Source organism: Ramlibacter sp. WS9 (assembly GCF_003797765.1).
Lineage (GTDB): Bacteria > Pseudomonadota > Gammaproteobacteria > Burkholderiales > Burkholderiaceae_C > Ramlibacter.
On record NZ_RKMB01000013.1, the window covers coordinates 102,531 to 118,469 of the forward strand.

A 15,939-nucleotide genomic window follows, 5' to 3' on the forward strand; every position below is an offset into this window, starting at 1 on the left:
AGAACAACATGATCCAACGCCGTACCCTCCTCAAGTCCTCCGCTGCTGCCGTGACACTCGGCGCGCCGGGGCTGAGCGCCCTCGCCCAGCAGGCCGTGACCCTCAAGTTCCACACCTTCATGGCGCCACAGTCCAACGTGTGGCTGAGCATGCACAAGCCCTGGATGGACAAGGTCGAGAAGGAGTCCGGCGGCCGCATCAAGTTCGAGGCCTATCCCGCCATGCAGTTGGGTGGCACGCCCGTGCAGCTCTATGACCAGGCCAAGGACGGCGTGGTCGACATCGTCTGGACCCTGCCCGCCAACACGGCCGGGCGCTTCCCGCGCATCGAAGTGTTCGAGCTGCCGTTCATCATGAACAACGCCGAAGCCACGTCCAAGGCGTATTGGGAGTACTTCCAGACGATGGCACCGGACGAATTCAAGGACGTCCAGGTGCTCGCCCTGCACGTGCACGGTCCCGGCATGTTCCATACCAAGGAAAAGCTGATCAAGACGGCGGACGACCTGAAGGGCATGAAGGTGCGCGGACCGACGCGCCAGATCACCAAGATGCTGGGCTACCTCGGCGCAACGCCGGTGGGCATGCCACTGCCACAGATTCCCGATGCGCTGTCCAAGGGCACCATCGAAGGCTGCGTCATTCCCTGGGAAGTCGTGCCTTCGGTCAAGGTCCACGAACTCACCAAGTTCCACAGCGAGTTCGAGCCGGCCGGCGGCGCCCTGTACACCACGACCTTCGTGATGGCGATGAACAAAGCCAAGTACAACTCGCTCGCGCCCGACCTGAAGAAGGTCATCGACAACAACTCCGGCATGGCCACCTCGGGCTGGCTGGGCAAGGTGCAGCAGGGTAACGACCCGAATGGCCGCAAGGCGGCGGAAGACCGCAAGAACACGATCTACACCATCCCGGCCGCCGACGCGCAGGAATTCAAGCGCAAGTCGCGCCTGGTCGAAGTCGAATGGGTCGAAGACATGAACAAGCGCGGCCACGACGGCAAGAAGCTGCTCGAGACCGCCCGCGCATTGATCGAAAAGCACGGCAAGGCCGCTGCACCCGCGAAGAAATGACAGATGACGAATGACGAATGACTGTGCTGGTCATTTGTCATTGAGCGCACGGCGCGAAGTCATTTGTCATTCCCCGTAAACTGGGGCCATGCCGTTTCGCACCCCCATCAAACACTGCCGGAATTGCGGCGCTGCCGTGGTCTACCGCGTTCCCGACGACGGCGACACACGCGAACGCGCGGTCTGCCCGGCTTGCGACACCATCCACTACGAAAACCCGCTCAACGTGGTCGGCACTGTGCCGTACTGGGGCGAGCAGGTGCTGCTGTGCAAGCGCAACATCGAGCCGCGCTGGGGCAAATGGACCTTGCCTGCGGGGTTCATGGAGCTGGCCGAAACGACGATGGGGGGCGCGGCACGCGAGACCGACGAGGAAGCCGGGGCCCAGTTCGAGATGGAGGGCCTGCAGGCCGTGCTGAGCGTGGCCGCTGTCGGCCAGGTGCACCTCTACTACCGGGCCAAGCTGGTTTCCGACCGGTTCGATCCGGGCCATGAAACCATCGAGGCCCGCCTGTTCACGGAAGCGGAAATCCCCTGGGAAGAACTGGCATTCAAGACGGTGAAGGAAACGCTGCTGTGCTTCTTCGAAGACCGCCGCCGCGGCCGCTTCGAGGTGCACAACATCGACATCGCCTAGGACCTGTCAATCGGCCCTGGCCGGGGCGCGCCCCGAGCGGGCTACTGCGGACCCTGGCGGACCTTGCTGTCTTCGCGCAGCCGGATTTCCTCGCGCCGCTTGATGCACAGCGGGTGATTGCGCGTGCCGGGTTTGGCGCATTGTTCAGCCAGGCAGAACTCGCGCGACAGGAACACCCTGTCTTTGCAGTCGTCGACGGGACTGACCGTCGGCAGCACCGGCACCGGCGCCGAAGCCACCACTCGCGGCTCTTCGCGGCGCGGCTCGGATGGAACGGGGCGCGGCGGTTCGGCCACTGAAGCGGGAGCCGCCTTCGGCTTGACCGCGCTGGCCACTCGCCGTGGCGCGCTTGCGGGTTTGGCGGCGGCTGCGCTCGCAAACCTTGCCGGCTGCGCCGCGGAAGGCACAGGCGAAGAAGATGCTGGCGCGGGGAGCAGAGGCACGCCAGGCCCAGCCGCCGGGGGCACCGTCAATGATGGTGTAGGCTCGGCGGGACCAGGCTCGGGTGCGGCGGCGACGGCCACCGGCGGGGCCGCCGCCGATGCAGGCGCCGAAGCCGCGCTCAAAGGCGCCGACGCAGCGGGGTCTGCATCACCGCGCCCCACAAACAGGAATATGGCGGCAATGCCCGCCACCGCGACAGCACCGGCCGCAACCCATAGACCGACCGGCGCCTTCTTCACCGGCTTGGCCGCGGGCTTTGCAGCCGGCGCGGGGGCGTCCGAAGGCGCAGGGGGAGCCTCTTTCGGCAGAAGACCTGCAGCCCATGCCGCCTCATCGGGCGCGACGATGGTCTCGGGGAAATCGGTCTCATAGACAACCGTTCCCCGCGCCTTGCCGGGCGACAGGATCAACGTCACCGCGGCGTCGTGGGGCAAACCCGACAGCGGAACCGACGCGTCGGCTTTCGCTCCCGGGGGAGCCGTCGGGTCTTCGGTCGCCGGCCCGGCCGGGGCAACTGGAGGCGCAATGACTGAAGGCGTCGTGCCCGAATGCAGCAGGCGCGTCGCATCCAGATCCTGATCCTGGTCCAGGCGTATGCGGGTGTCGCTCAAGATCGTCTGGTCGGCCACAATGCCGCTGCCCTCGAGCTTGCGCAACCGCTTGCGCGCCAGATCGGCATAGATACCATCCGGAAATTTGAGCAGAAAGCCCTCGATCTCGTCCGGTTCGGTGGAGTCCTTGATGTCTTTCCAGTACACCAGTTCCAGTTCCTGCGTCACGGTGCCCCCCCCGGGGGTGGTGGCACTGGCGTTGGTCCCGGTGCGGCCCGGCTTGGAGCCCGTGCCCGCACGTTCGTCCGTCTTCAGCGGATTCGCAGGCGGCACCACGGTGGCGTCTTCGGCGCGGCGGATGGCCGACTGCAGGGCGCTCGCGAAGTCGCGCGCCGTTGCAAAGCGCTGGTCGCGATCCTTTGCCAGCGCGCGGGCCACGACGGCGTCGATGGCTGTCGGCAGGCGGCCGTTGAAGGTACTCGGCGCCGCCGGTGTGTGTCCGATGATCTGGTGGATGATGGAAAAGTCGTTGTCGCCGTCGAAAGGACGCTTGTCCGTCAGCAACTGGTAGAGCACCACGCCGACGGAGAAAAGGTCGGCGCGGGAGTCGATCTTCTGGCCCTGCACCTGCTCGGGCGACATGTACTTCAGCGTGCCGACCATGCTGCCCTGGGTACGGGTCGCCTCGCCGGAATCCTGGATGCGGGCGACGCCGAAGTCGGTGAGCTTCACGCGCCCGCCCGGTTCGATCAGCAAGTTGGCGGGCTTGACATCGCGGTGCACGATGTTCTGCTTGTGTGCGTAGTCGAGCGCCGACAGCAGGTCGCGCACCATCTTCAGCGACTGCTCGAGCGAGTAGCGCACACCCTTGTCCAGGTGGTGCTTCAGGTCGTCGCCATGGATGTATTCCATGACCAGGAAGGCGATGTCGCCGTCGCGGTCGGAGTCGTAGACGCTGACGATGTTCGGGTGCTGCAGGCGCGCGGCCGACCTGGCTTCGGTACGGAAGCGGTGTTCGTATTCGGTGGCGGCTTCCTCGGAGAGGTTTTCCACCTTCACCGTCTTGATGGCTACGCGCCGGTCGAGGTTGGGGTCTCTGCCCTCGTACACCACTCCCATCGCGCCTTTGCCGAGAACGCGAACGAGGTCATAGCGGCCAAGCTTTTTGAGACTCACAACAACTGGTGTGCGGTAACGGGGAGAAACAGATTCTAGCCTGCGCCCCCCGGGTAAACGTCAACGCTTGCGCGGTGGTGTCTCGCGGCGGATACGCACGCTTTCCCGCAGGTAGGCCTCGGTGAAGTACTTGTCGAGCAGGCGCTGCGCCCACTTGGGCATGTCGTGCTCCTGTTCCTGGTAGTACCGGGCGTAGGCATCCCAGGTTCGGGTGCCTTCGAACAGTTTGGGTCCCTCGCCCAGAAATCTGGTCTTCAGGGCTTCCGGCGCGAACTCCCGCAACGTCGACTCCAGCGCCGATCTCGCGGCCGCAGCACTGGCATTGTTGTGCGCGATGAGTTCGACCAGCAGCTCGCGCACCGCGCGCTCGGGCGTCACGAAGCCCACACCCGAAACGCGCCCGCCGAAAAGGAATCGCAATTTGATATCTTCCGGCCAGTCGGTCTTCAATGGGTTGCTGTCCCGGACGGCGACCATCGTGCGGTCTTCGGACCGCAAGTCCTTCTTGACGCCGGCGACGCTGTTGTGCAGTTCCAGCAGGCCCATCACCATCGTGCGCACCAGCCGCCCCAGCGCTTCGCTTTCAACGGCGCCAAAGGCGCCGAGGTTCGCACCATCCAGGCCCAGGCCTTCAAAGAACGCGGCCAAGTCGCCGGTCTCGACCGGGTCAGCCTCCTCTTGCCCGGCCCCCGCGACTTTGGGCGGGCCGAAGGTGGTTTCGAAGCCCCAGTCGCCGAACGGGTCGTCCTCGGCCGACGGCGCCGCCGAAAAGCCCCCCGTCTGCCCTGATGCGAGAGAAGCGCGCTGGACGGCCTGAACCGGGCTCACGTCCGAGCCGTCCCGGTTGAACACAGCCCACGGGTCCGCCGGTGCCGGCGTCGACTGCGGTGCCTCGGTGTTTGCTGGCGCCAGCGTGGCGCTGACGCTGTAGTCGGCGACCCTCAATGTCTGCCCGAGAGGCAGCACACCCCGCGCGCCGGGGGGCGCTTCGCCGAACGGCATCTCCACGCCGTTGACAACAGACAGGACGCGGAAATGCAATTCCTCGTCCTCCAGCCAGATCGAAAGGTGTCTGCGTGAAACATTGCGCTGGGGATCGGGCAGGCACACGCTGCAGTCCGCATCGCGGCCAAGCACCAGTTCGGGATCGCCGGCTTCGATCCTGCGCACCACATCGAGGCCGGGGCCCGCGACGTGAAGTTGTAGCGCCATGGCCGCGCCGGTCCAGTCAGGCTTTCACCGAGAACGCGACGATCGGCGCGGTCTCCGCGTCGCGTCCGCAACCCAGGGCAATCTGGCCCTGCCCGACCAGGTAGCACTCAGTACGCCGCAAGATGACGGGTTCGCTCTGGTTGCCCATGTAGACCCAGGTGCCGAAGCTGGAGTTGTCGCTCAAGACGAAATGCCCGCTGCGCCACTCGATGGTGGCATGCACGCGCGAGACGCGCGCATCGTTGATCGACAGCGAGGCTGTGGTGGCCCGCCCGAGCGTGAGCTTTTCACCCTGCGGGAGCAGGCGCAAGCTCTGGCCCAACGCGGAGAGTTCGAGCTGGCTCGACTTGACCACCTTGGACATCGACACGCCCATCACCGTCTGGTCGGCGTCCTGGCCGGTCTGCCACTCCACACGAAAGACATGGGTGGCCTCGTTCTTGCCCCGCAGGTACATAGGCCCCAATGCCCGCAACTGCTCCTTTTGCTCCGGCACGAGCTGCTCGCGCACCCGCTGCGTCGTGAGTATCTGCTCGGCCCCCGCCAGGTCGGCCAGGCGGGCCGCACTGTTGACGGCGTCGCCGTAGCAATCTCCGTCGATCTCGACCACCTCGCCGGCCTCGATGCCCATTTGCATCTGGACGGCTTTGCCCTCGCCGCCCGGGTAGACCGGCCTTTCCTGCAGGCGCTTCTGGATGGCGACGCACGCCTCCATCGCGTCGCCTTCGGCCGGGAACACCACGAACAGGCCGTCTCCCAGCAGCTTGACCACGCGCCCGTTGTGCTCTTCAAAGGTCTTGGCCAACGCGGTGGTGAGCTGCGTGACGAACCGCCCGGCGGCCTCGTCCCCGAGCCGTTCGAATATGCCGGTGCTTCCGACCAGGTCAGCAAATACGACGGTGGCCACGATGTGTCAGCGCCCGCAGGCTCGAAAGTGTGGAGAAGCCATTCGCAGAGATTCTATGACGGCAACCGCAACAATGAAAAACCGATGCGGGCGGCGGCAGTCCGTCTTGGTGCGGGCGCGCCCGGACGGGAGGAACGCCGCGCGGCCGCGCTTGTGTTAGAACATTCAATACCCACGCTACCCACCGCCATGACCTTATCCAGCTTCATCAAGGAAAACATGGAGGCAATCGTCGAAGAATGGCTTGCCTTCGCGAAGACCATGGAGCCGGCGGCGACCACCATGAGTGTGTTGGCGCTGCGCGATCACGCCAAGCCCATCCTGCTGGCTATCGCCAAAGACCTGGAGTCCAGCCAGACTGCGGCGGCTCAGGCCGACAAAGCAAAGGGGTGGGCCGAGACCCTGTCGACCCGCGAGACGGCTGCGGCAACCCATGGCGCCTTGCGGCAAGTCGCGGGATTCGACTTGAACCAGCTGGGCGCCGAATACCGCGCGCTGCGCGCCAGCGTGATCAGGTTGTGGATGAAAGCCAGGCCGGACGGTATCGACGCAGACTTCGTCGACGACATGATCCGCTTCAATGAGGCAGTGGATCAGGCGGTCGCCGAATCCACATCGCGTTATGCGGCTGAACTCGCCCTCTCGCGCGACACTTTCATGGCCATCCTCGCCCACGACTTGCGCAGCCCGCTGAGCGCCATCCGGATGATCGGGCACCTGATGGAAAAATCGGGCGCGACCGAGGCAGCCCGAAAGCAGGCCGTCCAAATCCAGCGCAGCGCCAAGGAAATGGGCGAGATGATCCGCGACCTGCTCGAATACACGCGCACCCGGCTCGGCAAAGGAATCCCGATCCACCCCGCGCCGTGTTCCATTGGCATGATCTGCCAGGAAGCCCTCGCCGAGGTCCAGACGGGCCAGCCCAGCCGCCAGTTCGACATCGACGTGGCGGACGGCCTGGCTGCGGAAGTCGACAGTGGACGCTTGAGGCAAGCGCTGTCGAACCTGCTGAACAACGCGGTTCAGCACGGCGACCCGGCCTCCCCCATCGGCTTGACCGCGACGGGAACCAGCAGCGACATCGTCATCGAGGTCAAGAACCAGGGCAAACCGATCCCCGCGGAGTCGCTGCAGGTGATCTTCGATCCACTGGTCCAGCTCTCGGCGCAGTCGGTGACGGGCAAGGAACCGTCGACCAATCTCGGGCTGGGTCTTTTCATCGCGCGTGAAGTGGCGCTGGGCCATCACGGCACGCTGGAAGTCGCATCGGACCCTGAAAACGGCACGGTGTTCACGATGCGGTTGCCCAAACAAAATGGGCCATGACGTCGCCGTCATGGCCCATAGTTTCTGATCGATTGGTCGGCGTGAAAGGATTCGAACCTTCGACCCCTTGCACCCCATGCAAGTGCGCTACCAGGCTGCGCTACACGCCGAGCCTCGGAGTATAACCCACCCCCGATGCGCCTTCAGCGCCTCCCCCTCAAGGGGGCGCCATCAGCGGCCCGGCAAAGCCGGTTCCGCGATGGCTCACGAATGGGTCAATGCGTCGACGAGAGCAGGTCGCGAATCTCGAACAGCTCGCGCCGCACCAGCAGCAGCTTCTGCGAAACCAGGTCGCGCTCATCGGGCGGCGCGCTGTCCTCGAAGTCCTCGAAAGTCGAATCCTCGACTTCGATCACCTCCACGCCGTCCAGCATCACCTCGCCGGCCTTGCGCTTGTCGCGCTCGACCTGCACCAGCTCCTGCAGCTTGTTGCGCGCGCCGCTGATCGTGAAGCCCTGATCGTAGAGCAAATCGCGGATGCGGCGGATCATCAGCACCTCGTGGTGCTGGTAGTACCGCCGGTTGCCGCGCCGCTTCATCGGGCGCAGCTGCGTGAATTCCTGCTCCCAATACCGTAGCACGTGAGGCTTGACGCCACACAGGTCGCTGACCTCACCGATGGTGAAGTAGCGCTTGGCGGGTATCGATGGGAGGGCTTTCTCCATTGAAATCAATGTTGTAGGAGAGAAAGCTGCTAGGTTACTCTAAGACAGGCGGGTCTGCATAGGCAATACCGCACACTGCGTTGCTTTTGGGGCGAGCGCCCCAAAACCGGCGCGACTCAGGCGGCTTCGGGCGGGCCGCCGTTGCCCTGGATCTGCTCTTTGAGCTTGTGGCTCGCATGAAAGGTGACCACGCGGCGCGCATCGATGGGAATCGCTTCGCCGGTGCGCGGATTGCGGCCGGGGCGAGGCGCCTTGGTGCGGATCTGGAAATTGCCGAAGCCGGAAATCTTGACGTCCTTGCCCTCGACCAGGCTGTCGGAGATCAGGTCGAAGAAGGCGTCGATCATGTCCTTGGACTCGCGCTTGTTCAGCCCGATCTGCTCGAACAGCAGTTCGGCCAGTTGGGCCTTCGTGAGCGCGGGGGTCTCCAGGCTCTCGACCGCGAAGTCCATCGTGTCGTCTTGCTGCACTGTTGTTGTGAGCGCGTCCATCGTCCCTTATCCCCTCAAACGGCCGCCGAGGCCGGCGGCGATGCGGTCGACCACAGCCTTGACCGCCGCGTCGATCTGATCGTCGGTCAGTGTGGCTTCGGTGCTCGCCAGCGTCAAGCGAACGGCCAGGCTTTTTTCGTGGGTGCCCAGTCCGGGCGACGCCTGCTTGGGCTTGTACAGGTCGAACAGCATCGCGCCTTGCAGCAGCCCCCCGGTCGGTGCCGAATGCACGGCTTCCATGACGGCGTCGTGCGTCACCGCGTCGGCGACGATCACAGCGATGTCGCGCTGCACCGGCTGGAACTTGGGCACCGGCTCGAACACGGCCACCTGCCGCGCCACGACCGCGTCCAGGTCCAGTTCGAACAGGACAGGCGCATGCGCGAGCTCCCAGCCCTGCCGCCAGCGTGGATGCAGTTCGCCGACCACGCCGATCTCGCGGCCATCGACCCACACCGTCGCGCATCGCCCGGGATGCAGCGCAGGATGCGTGCCCGGCTTGAATTGCGCCTTCAGCGGCGAGAGCAAGGCTTCCACATCGCCCTTGATGTCGTAGAAGTCCGCGCCCGCGCCCTTGCGCGCCCATTGCAAGCCATCCACGTCGCCATACGCCAGGCCGGCAACGCGCATCGGCTGGTGGATGCCCCGCACGGTGCTGTCGGTGGTTACCACGGAAGCATCGCGCAAGAACACCCGGCCCAACTCGAACACGCGCACGCGCTCGGCTTTGCGGTCCAGGTTGAACTTGAGCGATTGCAGCAGCGAGCCGAGCAGCGACGAACGCATCACGCTCATCTGGCTGGCAATCGGGTTCAGCAGGCGGATCGGGTCGGCGTTGCCCGCCAGGTCGCGCTCCCAGCTTTCTTCGACAAAGCTGAAATTGATGGTTTCCTGGTAGCCCAGCGCGGCGAGCAGCCGGCGCACCGCGAAGCGGCTGCGCCGTGACTCGGGCGGCAGCTTGGCCGTGATGGGCGCCAGCGGCGGCGTGGTCGGCAGGTTCGCGTAGCCGATGATGCGCACCACTTCTTCGATCAGGTCTTCCTCGATCGTGAGGTCGAAGCGATACGGGGGTGGCGTGACGGTGAGCGTGCCCTCGCCGGCCGTAACCGGCAGGCCCAGGCGCGACAGCGCGTCCTTGCATTGCTCTTGCGTCACCGGCATGCCGATCACCTTGGCCGCGCGCGCGACGCGCAGGGTCACTGGCTCTTGCTCGGGCAGCTTGGCGACCTGGTCGTCCATCGGCCCGGCTTCGCCGCCGCAGATGTCGATGATCAGCTGCGTGACGTGCTCGATGTGCTCCACCGTCTGGCTCGGGTCGACGCCTCGCTCGAAGCGATGGCCGGCGTCGGTGGAGAAGTTGTAGCGGCGCGAGCGGCCCTGGATCGCTTGCGGCCACCAGAAGGCGGCCTCGACGTAGACATTGCGCGTGTCGTCCGACACTGCGGTGGCGTCGCCGCCCATGATGCCGGCGAGCGACTCGACTTCCTTGTCGTCGGAGATCACGCCGACGTTCTCGTCCACGGTCACCGTATTGCCGTTGAGAAGCTTCAGCTGCTCGCCCGGCTTGCCCCAGCGCACTTCCAGCGCGCCGTGAATCTTGTCGTAGTCGAAGATGTGCGACGGGCGGCCGAACTCGAACATCACGTAGTTCGAAATGTCGACCAGTGCCGTAACGCTGCGTTGCCCGCAACGCGCCAGGCGATCGACCATCCATTGCGGCGTCTTGGCTTTCGTGTCGACATTGCGCACGATGCGCCCGGAAAAGCGCCCGCACAGGTCGGGGGCTGCCACCTTGATCTTGAGCTTCGCATCATGGGCCGGCTTCACGGGCGTGAAGGTCGGTTGCTTCAGCGGCGCGCCGGTCAGCGCGGAAAGCTCGCGCGCTACACCGTAAACGCTCAACGCATGGGCCAGGTTGGGCGTGAGCTTGAGCGTGAACAGCGTGTCGTCGAGCTTGAGCACTTCGCGCACGTTCGCGCCGACCGGCGCGTCGGCAGCCAGCTCCAGCAGGCCGCCGTGGTCTTCGCTCAACTTGAGTTCGCGCGCCGAGCACAGCATGCCCTGGCTTTCGACGCCGCGCAGCTTGCCCAGTTTGATGAGAAACGGCTTGCCGTCGTCACCCGGCGGCAACTCAGCGCCCACCAATGCGCAAGGCACCTTGATGCCCACGCGGGCGTTGGGCGCGCCACAAACGATGTTGAGCAAGGCGCCCTGCCCCGCGTCGACCTTGCAGACACGCAGGCGGTCGGCGTCCGGATGCTGGGCAGCTTCCTTGATCTCGCCGACGACGATCTTGGTGAATGGCGGCGCGGCGGGCCGCAGCTCTTCGACCTCCAGCCCGCCCATGGTGAGCGTGTCGGCCAGTTGTTGCGTGGACAGCGGCGGGTTGCAGAATTCGCGCAGCCAGGACTCGGGGAATTGCATGTGCTTTTGTGAGTTCGGTTAGCGGAACTGGCGAAGGAAACGGACGTCGCCGTCGAAGTACAGGCGCAAGTCGTTGACACCGTAGCGCAGCATCGTGAGCCGGTCGGGGCCCATGCCAAAAGCGAAGCCGATATATTTCTCCGGGTCCAGGCCCATGTTGCGCACAACCGCCGGATGGACTTGTCCCGACCCCGCCACTTCCAGCCATTTGCCGGACAACGGACCGCTCTGGAACTGAATGTCGATTTCGGCACTGGGTTCCGTGAACGGGAAGAAACTGGGGCGGAAGCGAAGCGCCAGGTCGTCGCTCTCGAAGAACGTGCGGCAGAAGTCCGTGAACACGACCTTCAGGTCCTTGAAGCTCACGTTCTCGCCCAACCAGAGGCCTTCGCATTGGTGGAACATCGGCGAATGAGTGGCATCACTGTCGACGCGGTACGTGCGGCCCGGCGCGATGACGCGAATCTCGGGCATGGGTTCGCCGCGCTTCACGGCGTCAGCGAACTTCTTGATGTGCGCGTGCGCATAGCGCACCTGCATCGGGCTGGTGTGCGGCCGCAGGTTGTACGGGATGCCGTCGTCGCCCTTGATGTCCACGTAGAACGTGTCCTGCATCGAACGCGCGGGATGGTTGGGCGGGTTGTTGAGCGACGTGAAGCTGTGCCAGTCGCTTTCGATCTCCGGGCCGTCGGCCACGTCGAAACCCATGCTCGCGAAGATCAGCTCGATCCGCTCCATCGTCAGGCTGACTGGGTGCAGACCGCCGGGCTCGCGCAGCCGGCCGGGCAGCGAGACGTCGAGCGCTTCGGCTTTGAGCTGGATGTCGAGCTCGGCATCGGCCAACGCCTGGCGCCGATCGTTCAGCGCTGCTTCGATCGCCTGCTTGGCGGTGTTGATCGCGGCGCCGCGCGTCTTCTTCTCTTCGACGCTAAGCACGGCCATGCCCTTCATCAGCTCGGTGATGCGGCCGGCCTTGCCGATGAACAGCGCCTTGGCGTTTTCCAGCTCGGCTGGCGTGGGCGCGCCGGCGAATGCCTGGCGGGCGCTCTCGACGATGGAATCCAGATCGTTTGTGGTCATAAATGAAAAAACAGGGCTAGCGCCTCAAGCCCTAGCCCTGTTCTTGGTTGGTTGCACCGGGGACTGCCGCATTCGGAAGGGACGCGAGCGTCCCAGCCCCCACCGTGAACTCAAGCAGCCAGCTTGGCCTTGACTTGCTCCACGATGCCGGCAAAAGCAGCCTTGTCGTGCACGGCGATGTCGGCCAGCACCTTGCGGTCGATCTCGATGCCGGCCTTGCGGATGCCGTTGGCGAACTGGCTGTACGTCAGGCCACATTCACGGGCGGCCGCGTTGATACGGGCGATCCAGAGTTGACGGAAAACGCGCTTCTTGGTGCGGCGGTCACGGTAGGCATATTGCCCAGCCTTCATCACCGCTTCTTTGGCGATGCGGAATACGTTGCCGCGGCGGCCGCGGAAGCCCTTGGCGAGGGCGAGAACTTTCTTGTGGCGGGCGCGAGCCGTTACACCACGTTTGACGCGAGGCATGTGATTACTCCTTGTTCGTCGGGTTAGATGCCACGGCCGGGCAGCATGGCGGCCATCGAAACCATGTTGGTCTCGTGCACGCCAACCGCACCACGCAGGTGACGCTTGTTCTTGGTGGTCTTCTTGGTCAGGATGTGACGCTTGAAGGCTTGGCCGCGCTTGACGGTACCACCGGGACGAACGCGGAAACGCTTTTTCGCGCCGCTCTTGGTCTTCATCTTGGGCATTGAATGCTCCGTTAATTTGTGCTCGTGAGGCGTCGCGGATCGATTCCGCGCCTTGTAGGCCCCGAGACACTTCTTGTGCGAGTCTCTCAACTCGCTGTCATCACCCCCTTGCGGGGGCTCAGATTCTTTACGCTGAAGCCGGCTGGGGAGCAGCGGCTTCGGCGGCGGGCTTTGCAGCCACCTTTTTCTTGCCCGGCGCGATCATCATGATCATCTGCCGGCCTTCCAGCTTGGGAAACTGCTCGACGATGATGATGTCCGCCAGTTCGTCGCGGATCTTGTTCAACAACGCCATGCCGATTTCCTGGTGCGTGATCTCGCGGCCCCGGAAGCGCAGCGTGATCTTGCACTTGTCGCCTTCGGCCAGGAAGCGCCTGATATTGCGCATCTTGATGTTGTAGTCACCGTCGTCGGTGCCTGGCCGGAACTTGACTTCCTTGATTTCGATAACCGTCTGCTTGGCTTTCGCTTCCGCCGCCTTCTTCTGTTCCTGGTACTTGAACTTGCCGTAGTCCATCAATCGGCAAACCGGGGGGTTCGCGGTGGCGGCAATTTCAACCAGGTCCACGTCCGCCTCGCCCGCCATGCGCAGCGCTTCGGACAGACTGACGATACCCAGCGGTTCGTTCTCGGGCCCCGAGAGGCGTACTTCCGGGGCCATGATTTCCCGGTTCAGGCGGTGCTTGCGTTCCTCGCGGTGGCGACGGTCGCGAAATTCAGTAGCGATGGTTCGAATCCTTTAAACATTGCTATCGGAAAGATAGCGAAACTGCCACTGTGCGCGCGGGCAAGCTGGTAACCGATTCAAAATCAGCCTTTGCACCACGTGCAAACTAGAGCTTGTTGGCGATGTCTTGGGCGATCTTTTCGGAGAAGGCCTGAACGGACATCACGCCGAGGTCCTGGTTGCCCCGTGCGCGCACTGCGACAGCGCCTGCAGCCCTCTCCTTGTCACCCACGACCAGGATATAGGGCAGCTTTTGCATCGAATGCTCGCGTATTTTATACGTTATTTTCTCGTTGCGCAGATCAACCTCAACCCTAAGCCCTTGATTCTGCAGCGTTTTGGCCACTTCCCGGGCGTAATCGGCCTGCGAATCCGTGATATTGAGCACGACGACCTGCACCGGAGCCAGCCACGCGGGCAGCGCGCCGGCATGCTCTTCGATCAGAATTCCGATGAAACGCTCGAGGCTGCCGACGATGGCCCGGTGCAGCATGACCGGCCGGTGCCGGGCGCCGTCCTCGCCCACGAATTCGGCATCCAGCCGCTCCGGCATCGAGAAATCCACCTGCATCGTGCCGCATTGCCACTGGCGGCCGATGGCGTCCTTGAGCGTGTATTCGATCTTGGGGCCGTAGAACGCGCCGTCGCCCGGGGAAATTTCGAACTCGCAGCCCGAGGCGCGCAGGCTCTCCATCAGCGCATGCTCGGCCTTGTCCCAGCTCTCCTCCGAACCTATGCGCTGCGCCGGCCGGGTGGCGACCTTGTAGATGATCTTGCCGAAGCCGAAGTCCTTGTAGACCTTTTGCAACAGCGTGGTGTAGGCCGTGCATTCGGGAAGGATGTGGTCTTCCGTGCAGAAAATATGGCCGTCATCCTGCGTGAACCCACGCACCCGCATGATGCCGTGCAGGCCGCCCGTGGGCTCGTTGCGGTGGCACTGGCCGAACTCGCCGTAGCGCAGCGGCAAGTCGCGGTAGCTCTTGATGCCCTGCTTGAAGATCAGGATGTGGCCCGGGCAGTTCATCGGCTTCAGGGCGTAGTCGCGCTTTTCCGACTCTGTCGTGAACATGTTCTCGCGGTACTTGTCCCAATGGCCCGTCTTTTCCCACAGCGACTGGTCCAGCAGCTGCGGACCCTTGACCTCCTGGTAGCCGTTGTCGCGGTAGACGCGGCGCATGTACTGCTCCACTTCCTGCCAGACCGTCCAGCCCTTCGGGTGCCAGAACACAACCCCCGGCGCGTGGTCGTCGATGTGGAACAGGTCGAGCTCGCGGCCGAGCTTGCGGTGGTCGCGCTTTTCGGCCTCTTCCAGCATCGTGAGGTACTGCTGCAGCTCCTCCTTGCTGGCCCAGGCCGTGCCGTAAACGCGCTGGAGCATCTCGTTGCGGTGGTCGCCGCGCCAATAGGCGCCGGCCACCTTCATCAGCTTGAAGAACTTCAGCTTGCCGGTGCTCGGCACGTGGGGGCCGCGGCACAAATCCTCAAATTTGCCTTCGCGGTACAGCGAGACGTCCTCGCCCGCCGGGATGCTGGCGATGATCTCGGCCTTGTAGTGCTCGCCGAGGCTCTTGAAGTACGCCACCGCCTCGTCACGCGGAAGAACGCGGCGCGTCACCGGCTCGTCGTTGGCCGCCAGTTCCGACATTCGCTTTTCGATCGCGACCAGATCCTCCGGCGTGAACGGCCGCTTGTACGAGAAGTCGTAGAAGAAGCCGTTCTCGATCACCGGGCCGATCGTGACTTGCGCCTCGGGGAACAGCTCCTTCACGGCGTAAGCCAGCAGGTGGGCCGTGGAATGGCGGATCACCTCCAGGCCGTCGGCGTCCTTGGCCGTGACGATGGACACCGGGCTGTCCTTGTCGATGGTGTAGCTGGTGTCGACCACCTTGCCGTCGACCTTGCCGGCCAGGGCGGCCTTGGCCAGGCCGGCGCCGATGGACGCGGCCACTTCTGCGACCGTGACCGGGCCGGGATATTCGCGCTTGGAACCGTCGGGGAGCGTGACTTGGATCATGATTGAATCGTTACTTAAACAACAACCGCCTTGGCGGTTGCTCATGCACTTACAGCTGCGCGAAGCGCTTGTTAGCGCATGAAAAAAGCGCGGACGAGAGCCGCGCTTTGATGATGCTCGAGAGGAACTCAGTGCACGCGACTACCCGGCCTCTAAAGGGCCGTAAAACCTTCCGGTGTAGTTCGCGGTGTCATAACCAGGTTGCCTTTCTCGCTCTTGTTTGCAAGGGGGAATTGCCCAAATTCTAACCCGCGGCCACGAAACCAGTCGCGCTGCAGCGCGGGCAAGGCGTGATCACGGTCTGCTTTTCGACCTCGAAATGCTCGTTGATGTTTTCGCTGTCGAACCGCAACTCGCCCGAGCCGCTGCAGTCCGGGCATTTGACCCCGCTGAGCTTGCTCGCGTCGAAAACGCCGGTCTTGTCGTCGGTTGCGCTCATGGGCCGTCCTCTTTGTTACACCTGTACTCTAAGGCGAAAAGGGCAATCGACCAACACCTGCGAACCCCTATAAGGC

The 15,939-nt window shown here is 64.1% G+C and carries 15 protein-coding genes and 1 tRNA gene; 3 read left to right on the plus strand and 13 right to left on the minus strand.

From position 1 onward, the window contains the following. Positions 1 to 8: 8 nt before the first annotated feature. Positions 9 to 1,073 carry a TRAP transporter substrate-binding protein gene (locus tag EEB15_RS19370; protein WP_141511523.1) on the plus strand — a complete coding sequence of 355 codons (1,065 nt, stop codon included), beginning with the start codon at positions 9 to 11 and terminating at the stop codon, positions 1,071 to 1,073. Positions 1,074 to 1,161: 88 nt separating this feature from the next. Beyond that, positions 1,162 to 1,710: an NUDIX hydrolase gene (locus EEB15_RS19375; RefSeq protein ID WP_141511524.1), complete on the plus strand. Its 549-nt coding sequence runs from the start codon at positions 1,162 to 1,164 to the stop codon at positions 1,708 to 1,710. Positions 1,711 to 1,751: 41 nt separating this feature from the next. Here EEB15_RS19375 and EEB15_RS19380 read toward each other — a convergent pair whose 3' ends face one another. The 3 genes from EEB15_RS19380 to EEB15_RS19390 are packed head-to-tail and all read right to left on the minus strand — an operon-like array spanning position 1,752 to position 5,976. Next, positions 1,752 to 3,881, minus strand: coding sequence for a serine/threonine-protein kinase (locus tag EEB15_RS19380; RefSeq protein WP_141511525.1), 2,130 nt, complete (start codon positions 3,879 to 3,881; stop codon positions 1,752 to 1,754). 60 nt (positions 3,882 to 3,941) lie between these two features. Then, the gene (locus EEB15_RS19385) at positions 3,942 to 5,093 is read right to left on the minus strand and encodes a type VI secretion system-associated FHA domain protein (protein WP_141511526.1); all 1,152 of its coding nucleotides are present in this window, start codon (positions 5,091 to 5,093) and stop codon (positions 3,942 to 3,944) included. A gap of 16 nt (positions 5,094 to 5,109) precedes the next feature. Further along, positions 5,110 to 5,976: an adenylate/guanylate cyclase domain-containing protein gene (locus EEB15_RS19390; RefSeq protein WP_233259550.1), complete on the minus strand. Its 867-nt coding sequence runs from the start codon at positions 5,974 to 5,976 to the stop codon at positions 5,110 to 5,112. Here EEB15_RS19390 and EEB15_RS19395 point away from each other — a divergent pair. Continuing rightward, the gene (locus EEB15_RS19395; protein ID WP_141511528.1) at positions 5,875 to 7,326 is read left to right on the plus strand and encodes a sensor histidine kinase; all 1,452 of its coding nucleotides are present in this window, start codon (positions 5,875 to 5,877) and stop codon (positions 7,324 to 7,326) included. The genes EEB15_RS19390 and EEB15_RS19395 overlap by 102 nt on opposite strands. Positions 7,327 to 7,359: 33 nt before the next feature. Here EEB15_RS19395 and EEB15_RS19400 read toward each other — a convergent pair. The 10 genes from EEB15_RS19400 to EEB15_RS19445 all read right to left on the minus strand — a co-directional run bounded on the left by EEB15_RS19400 (position 7,360) and on the right by EEB15_RS19445 (position 15,863). Beyond that, positions 7,360 to 7,436, minus strand: a tRNA-Pro gene (locus tag EEB15_RS19400). Between the two features lie 105 nt (positions 7,437 to 7,541). After that, positions 7,542 to 7,991 (minus strand): MerR family transcriptional regulator, encoded by a 450-nt coding sequence (locus tag EEB15_RS19405; protein ID WP_141511529.1) that lies wholly within the window; start codon positions 7,989 to 7,991, stop codon positions 7,542 to 7,544. A 116-nt stretch (positions 7,992 to 8,107) separates the two neighbouring features. After that, positions 8,108 to 8,443, minus strand: coding sequence for an integration host factor subunit alpha (locus EEB15_RS19410; protein WP_141511615.1), 336 nt, complete (start codon positions 8,441 to 8,443; stop codon positions 8,108 to 8,110). Positions 8,444 to 8,488: 45 nt separating this feature from the next. Further along, positions 8,489 to 10,906: a phenylalanine--tRNA ligase subunit beta gene (gene pheT / locus EEB15_RS19415; RefSeq protein WP_141511530.1), complete on the minus strand. Its 2,418-nt coding sequence runs from the start codon at positions 10,904 to 10,906 to the stop codon at positions 8,489 to 8,491. A gap of 18 nt (positions 10,907 to 10,924) precedes the next feature. After that, entirely contained in the window at positions 10,925 to 11,986 is a 1,062-nt protein-coding gene (gene pheS / locus EEB15_RS19420) for a phenylalanine--tRNA ligase subunit alpha (protein WP_141511531.1), read from the minus strand. 110 nt (positions 11,987 to 12,096) lie between these two features. Next, a complete protein-coding gene (gene rplT, locus EEB15_RS19425; RefSeq protein WP_141511532.1) occupies positions 12,097 to 12,456 on the minus strand; it encodes a 50S ribosomal protein L20 in 360 nt (119 codons plus the stop codon). 23 nt (positions 12,457 to 12,479) lie between these two features. Further along, positions 12,480 to 12,683: a 50S ribosomal protein L35 gene (gene rpmI, locus EEB15_RS19430; RefSeq protein WP_141511533.1), complete on the minus strand. Its 204-nt coding sequence runs from the start codon at positions 12,681 to 12,683 to the stop codon at positions 12,480 to 12,482. Between the two features lie 127 nt (positions 12,684 to 12,810). After that, a complete protein-coding gene (infC, locus tag EEB15_RS19435) occupies positions 12,811 to 13,419 on the minus strand; it encodes a translation initiation factor IF-3 (protein ID WP_141511534.1) in 609 nt (202 codons plus the stop codon). A 97-nt stretch (positions 13,420 to 13,516) separates the two neighbouring features. Further along, on the minus strand, positions 13,517 to 15,424 hold the full coding sequence (thrS, locus tag EEB15_RS19440; protein ID WP_141511535.1) for a threonine--tRNA ligase: 1,908 nt from the start codon (positions 15,422 to 15,424) through the stop codon (positions 13,517 to 13,519). Between the two features lie 244 nt (positions 15,425 to 15,668). Then, on the minus strand, positions 15,669 to 15,863 hold the full coding sequence (locus EEB15_RS19445) for a hypothetical protein (protein WP_141511536.1): 195 nt from the start codon (positions 15,861 to 15,863) through the stop codon (positions 15,669 to 15,671). Positions 15,864 to 15,939 lie beyond the last annotated feature (76 nt).

Bases quoted from the DNA above. Each gene is read 5' to 3' on its own strand.
- EEB15_RS19370 (WP_141511523.1), top strand. From the start codon at position 9: ATGATCCAACGCCGTACCCTCCTCAAGTCCTCCGCTGCTGCCGTGACA.
- EEB15_RS19375 (WP_141511524.1), top strand. From the start codon at position 1,162: ATGCCGTTTCGCACCCCCATCAAACACTGCCGGAATTGCGGCGCTGCC.
- EEB15_RS19385 (WP_141511526.1), bottom strand. From the start codon at position 5,093: ATGGCGCTACAACTTCACGTCGCGGGCCCCGGCCTCGATGTGGTGCGC.
- EEB15_RS19405 (WP_141511529.1), bottom strand. From the start codon at position 7,991: ATGGAGAAAGCCCTCCCATCGATACCCGCCAAGCGCTACTTCACCATC.
- EEB15_RS19410 (WP_141511615.1), bottom strand. From the start codon at position 8,443: ATGGACTTCGCGGTCGAGAGCCTGGAGACCCCCGCGCTCACGAAGGCC.
- pheT (WP_141511530.1), bottom strand. From the start codon at position 10,906: ATGCAATTCCCCGAGTCCTGGCTGCGCGAATTCTGCAACCCGCCGCTG.
- pheS (WP_141511531.1), bottom strand. From the start codon at position 11,986: ATGACCACAAACGATCTGGATTCCATCGTCGAGAGCGCCCGCCAGGCA.
- rplT (WP_141511532.1), bottom strand. From the start codon at position 12,456: ATGCCTCGCGTCAAACGTGGTGTAACGGCTCGCGCCCGCCACAAGAAA.
- rpmI (WP_141511533.1), bottom strand. From the start codon at position 12,683: ATGCCCAAGATGAAGACCAAGAGCGGCGCGAAAAAGCGTTTCCGCGTT.
- thrS (WP_141511535.1), bottom strand. From the start codon at position 15,424: ATGATCCAAGTCACGCTCCCCGACGGTTCCAAGCGCGAATATCCCGGC.
- EEB15_RS19445 (WP_141511536.1), bottom strand. From the start codon at position 15,863: ATGAGCGCAACCGACGACAAGACCGGCGTTTTCGACGCGAGCAAGCTC.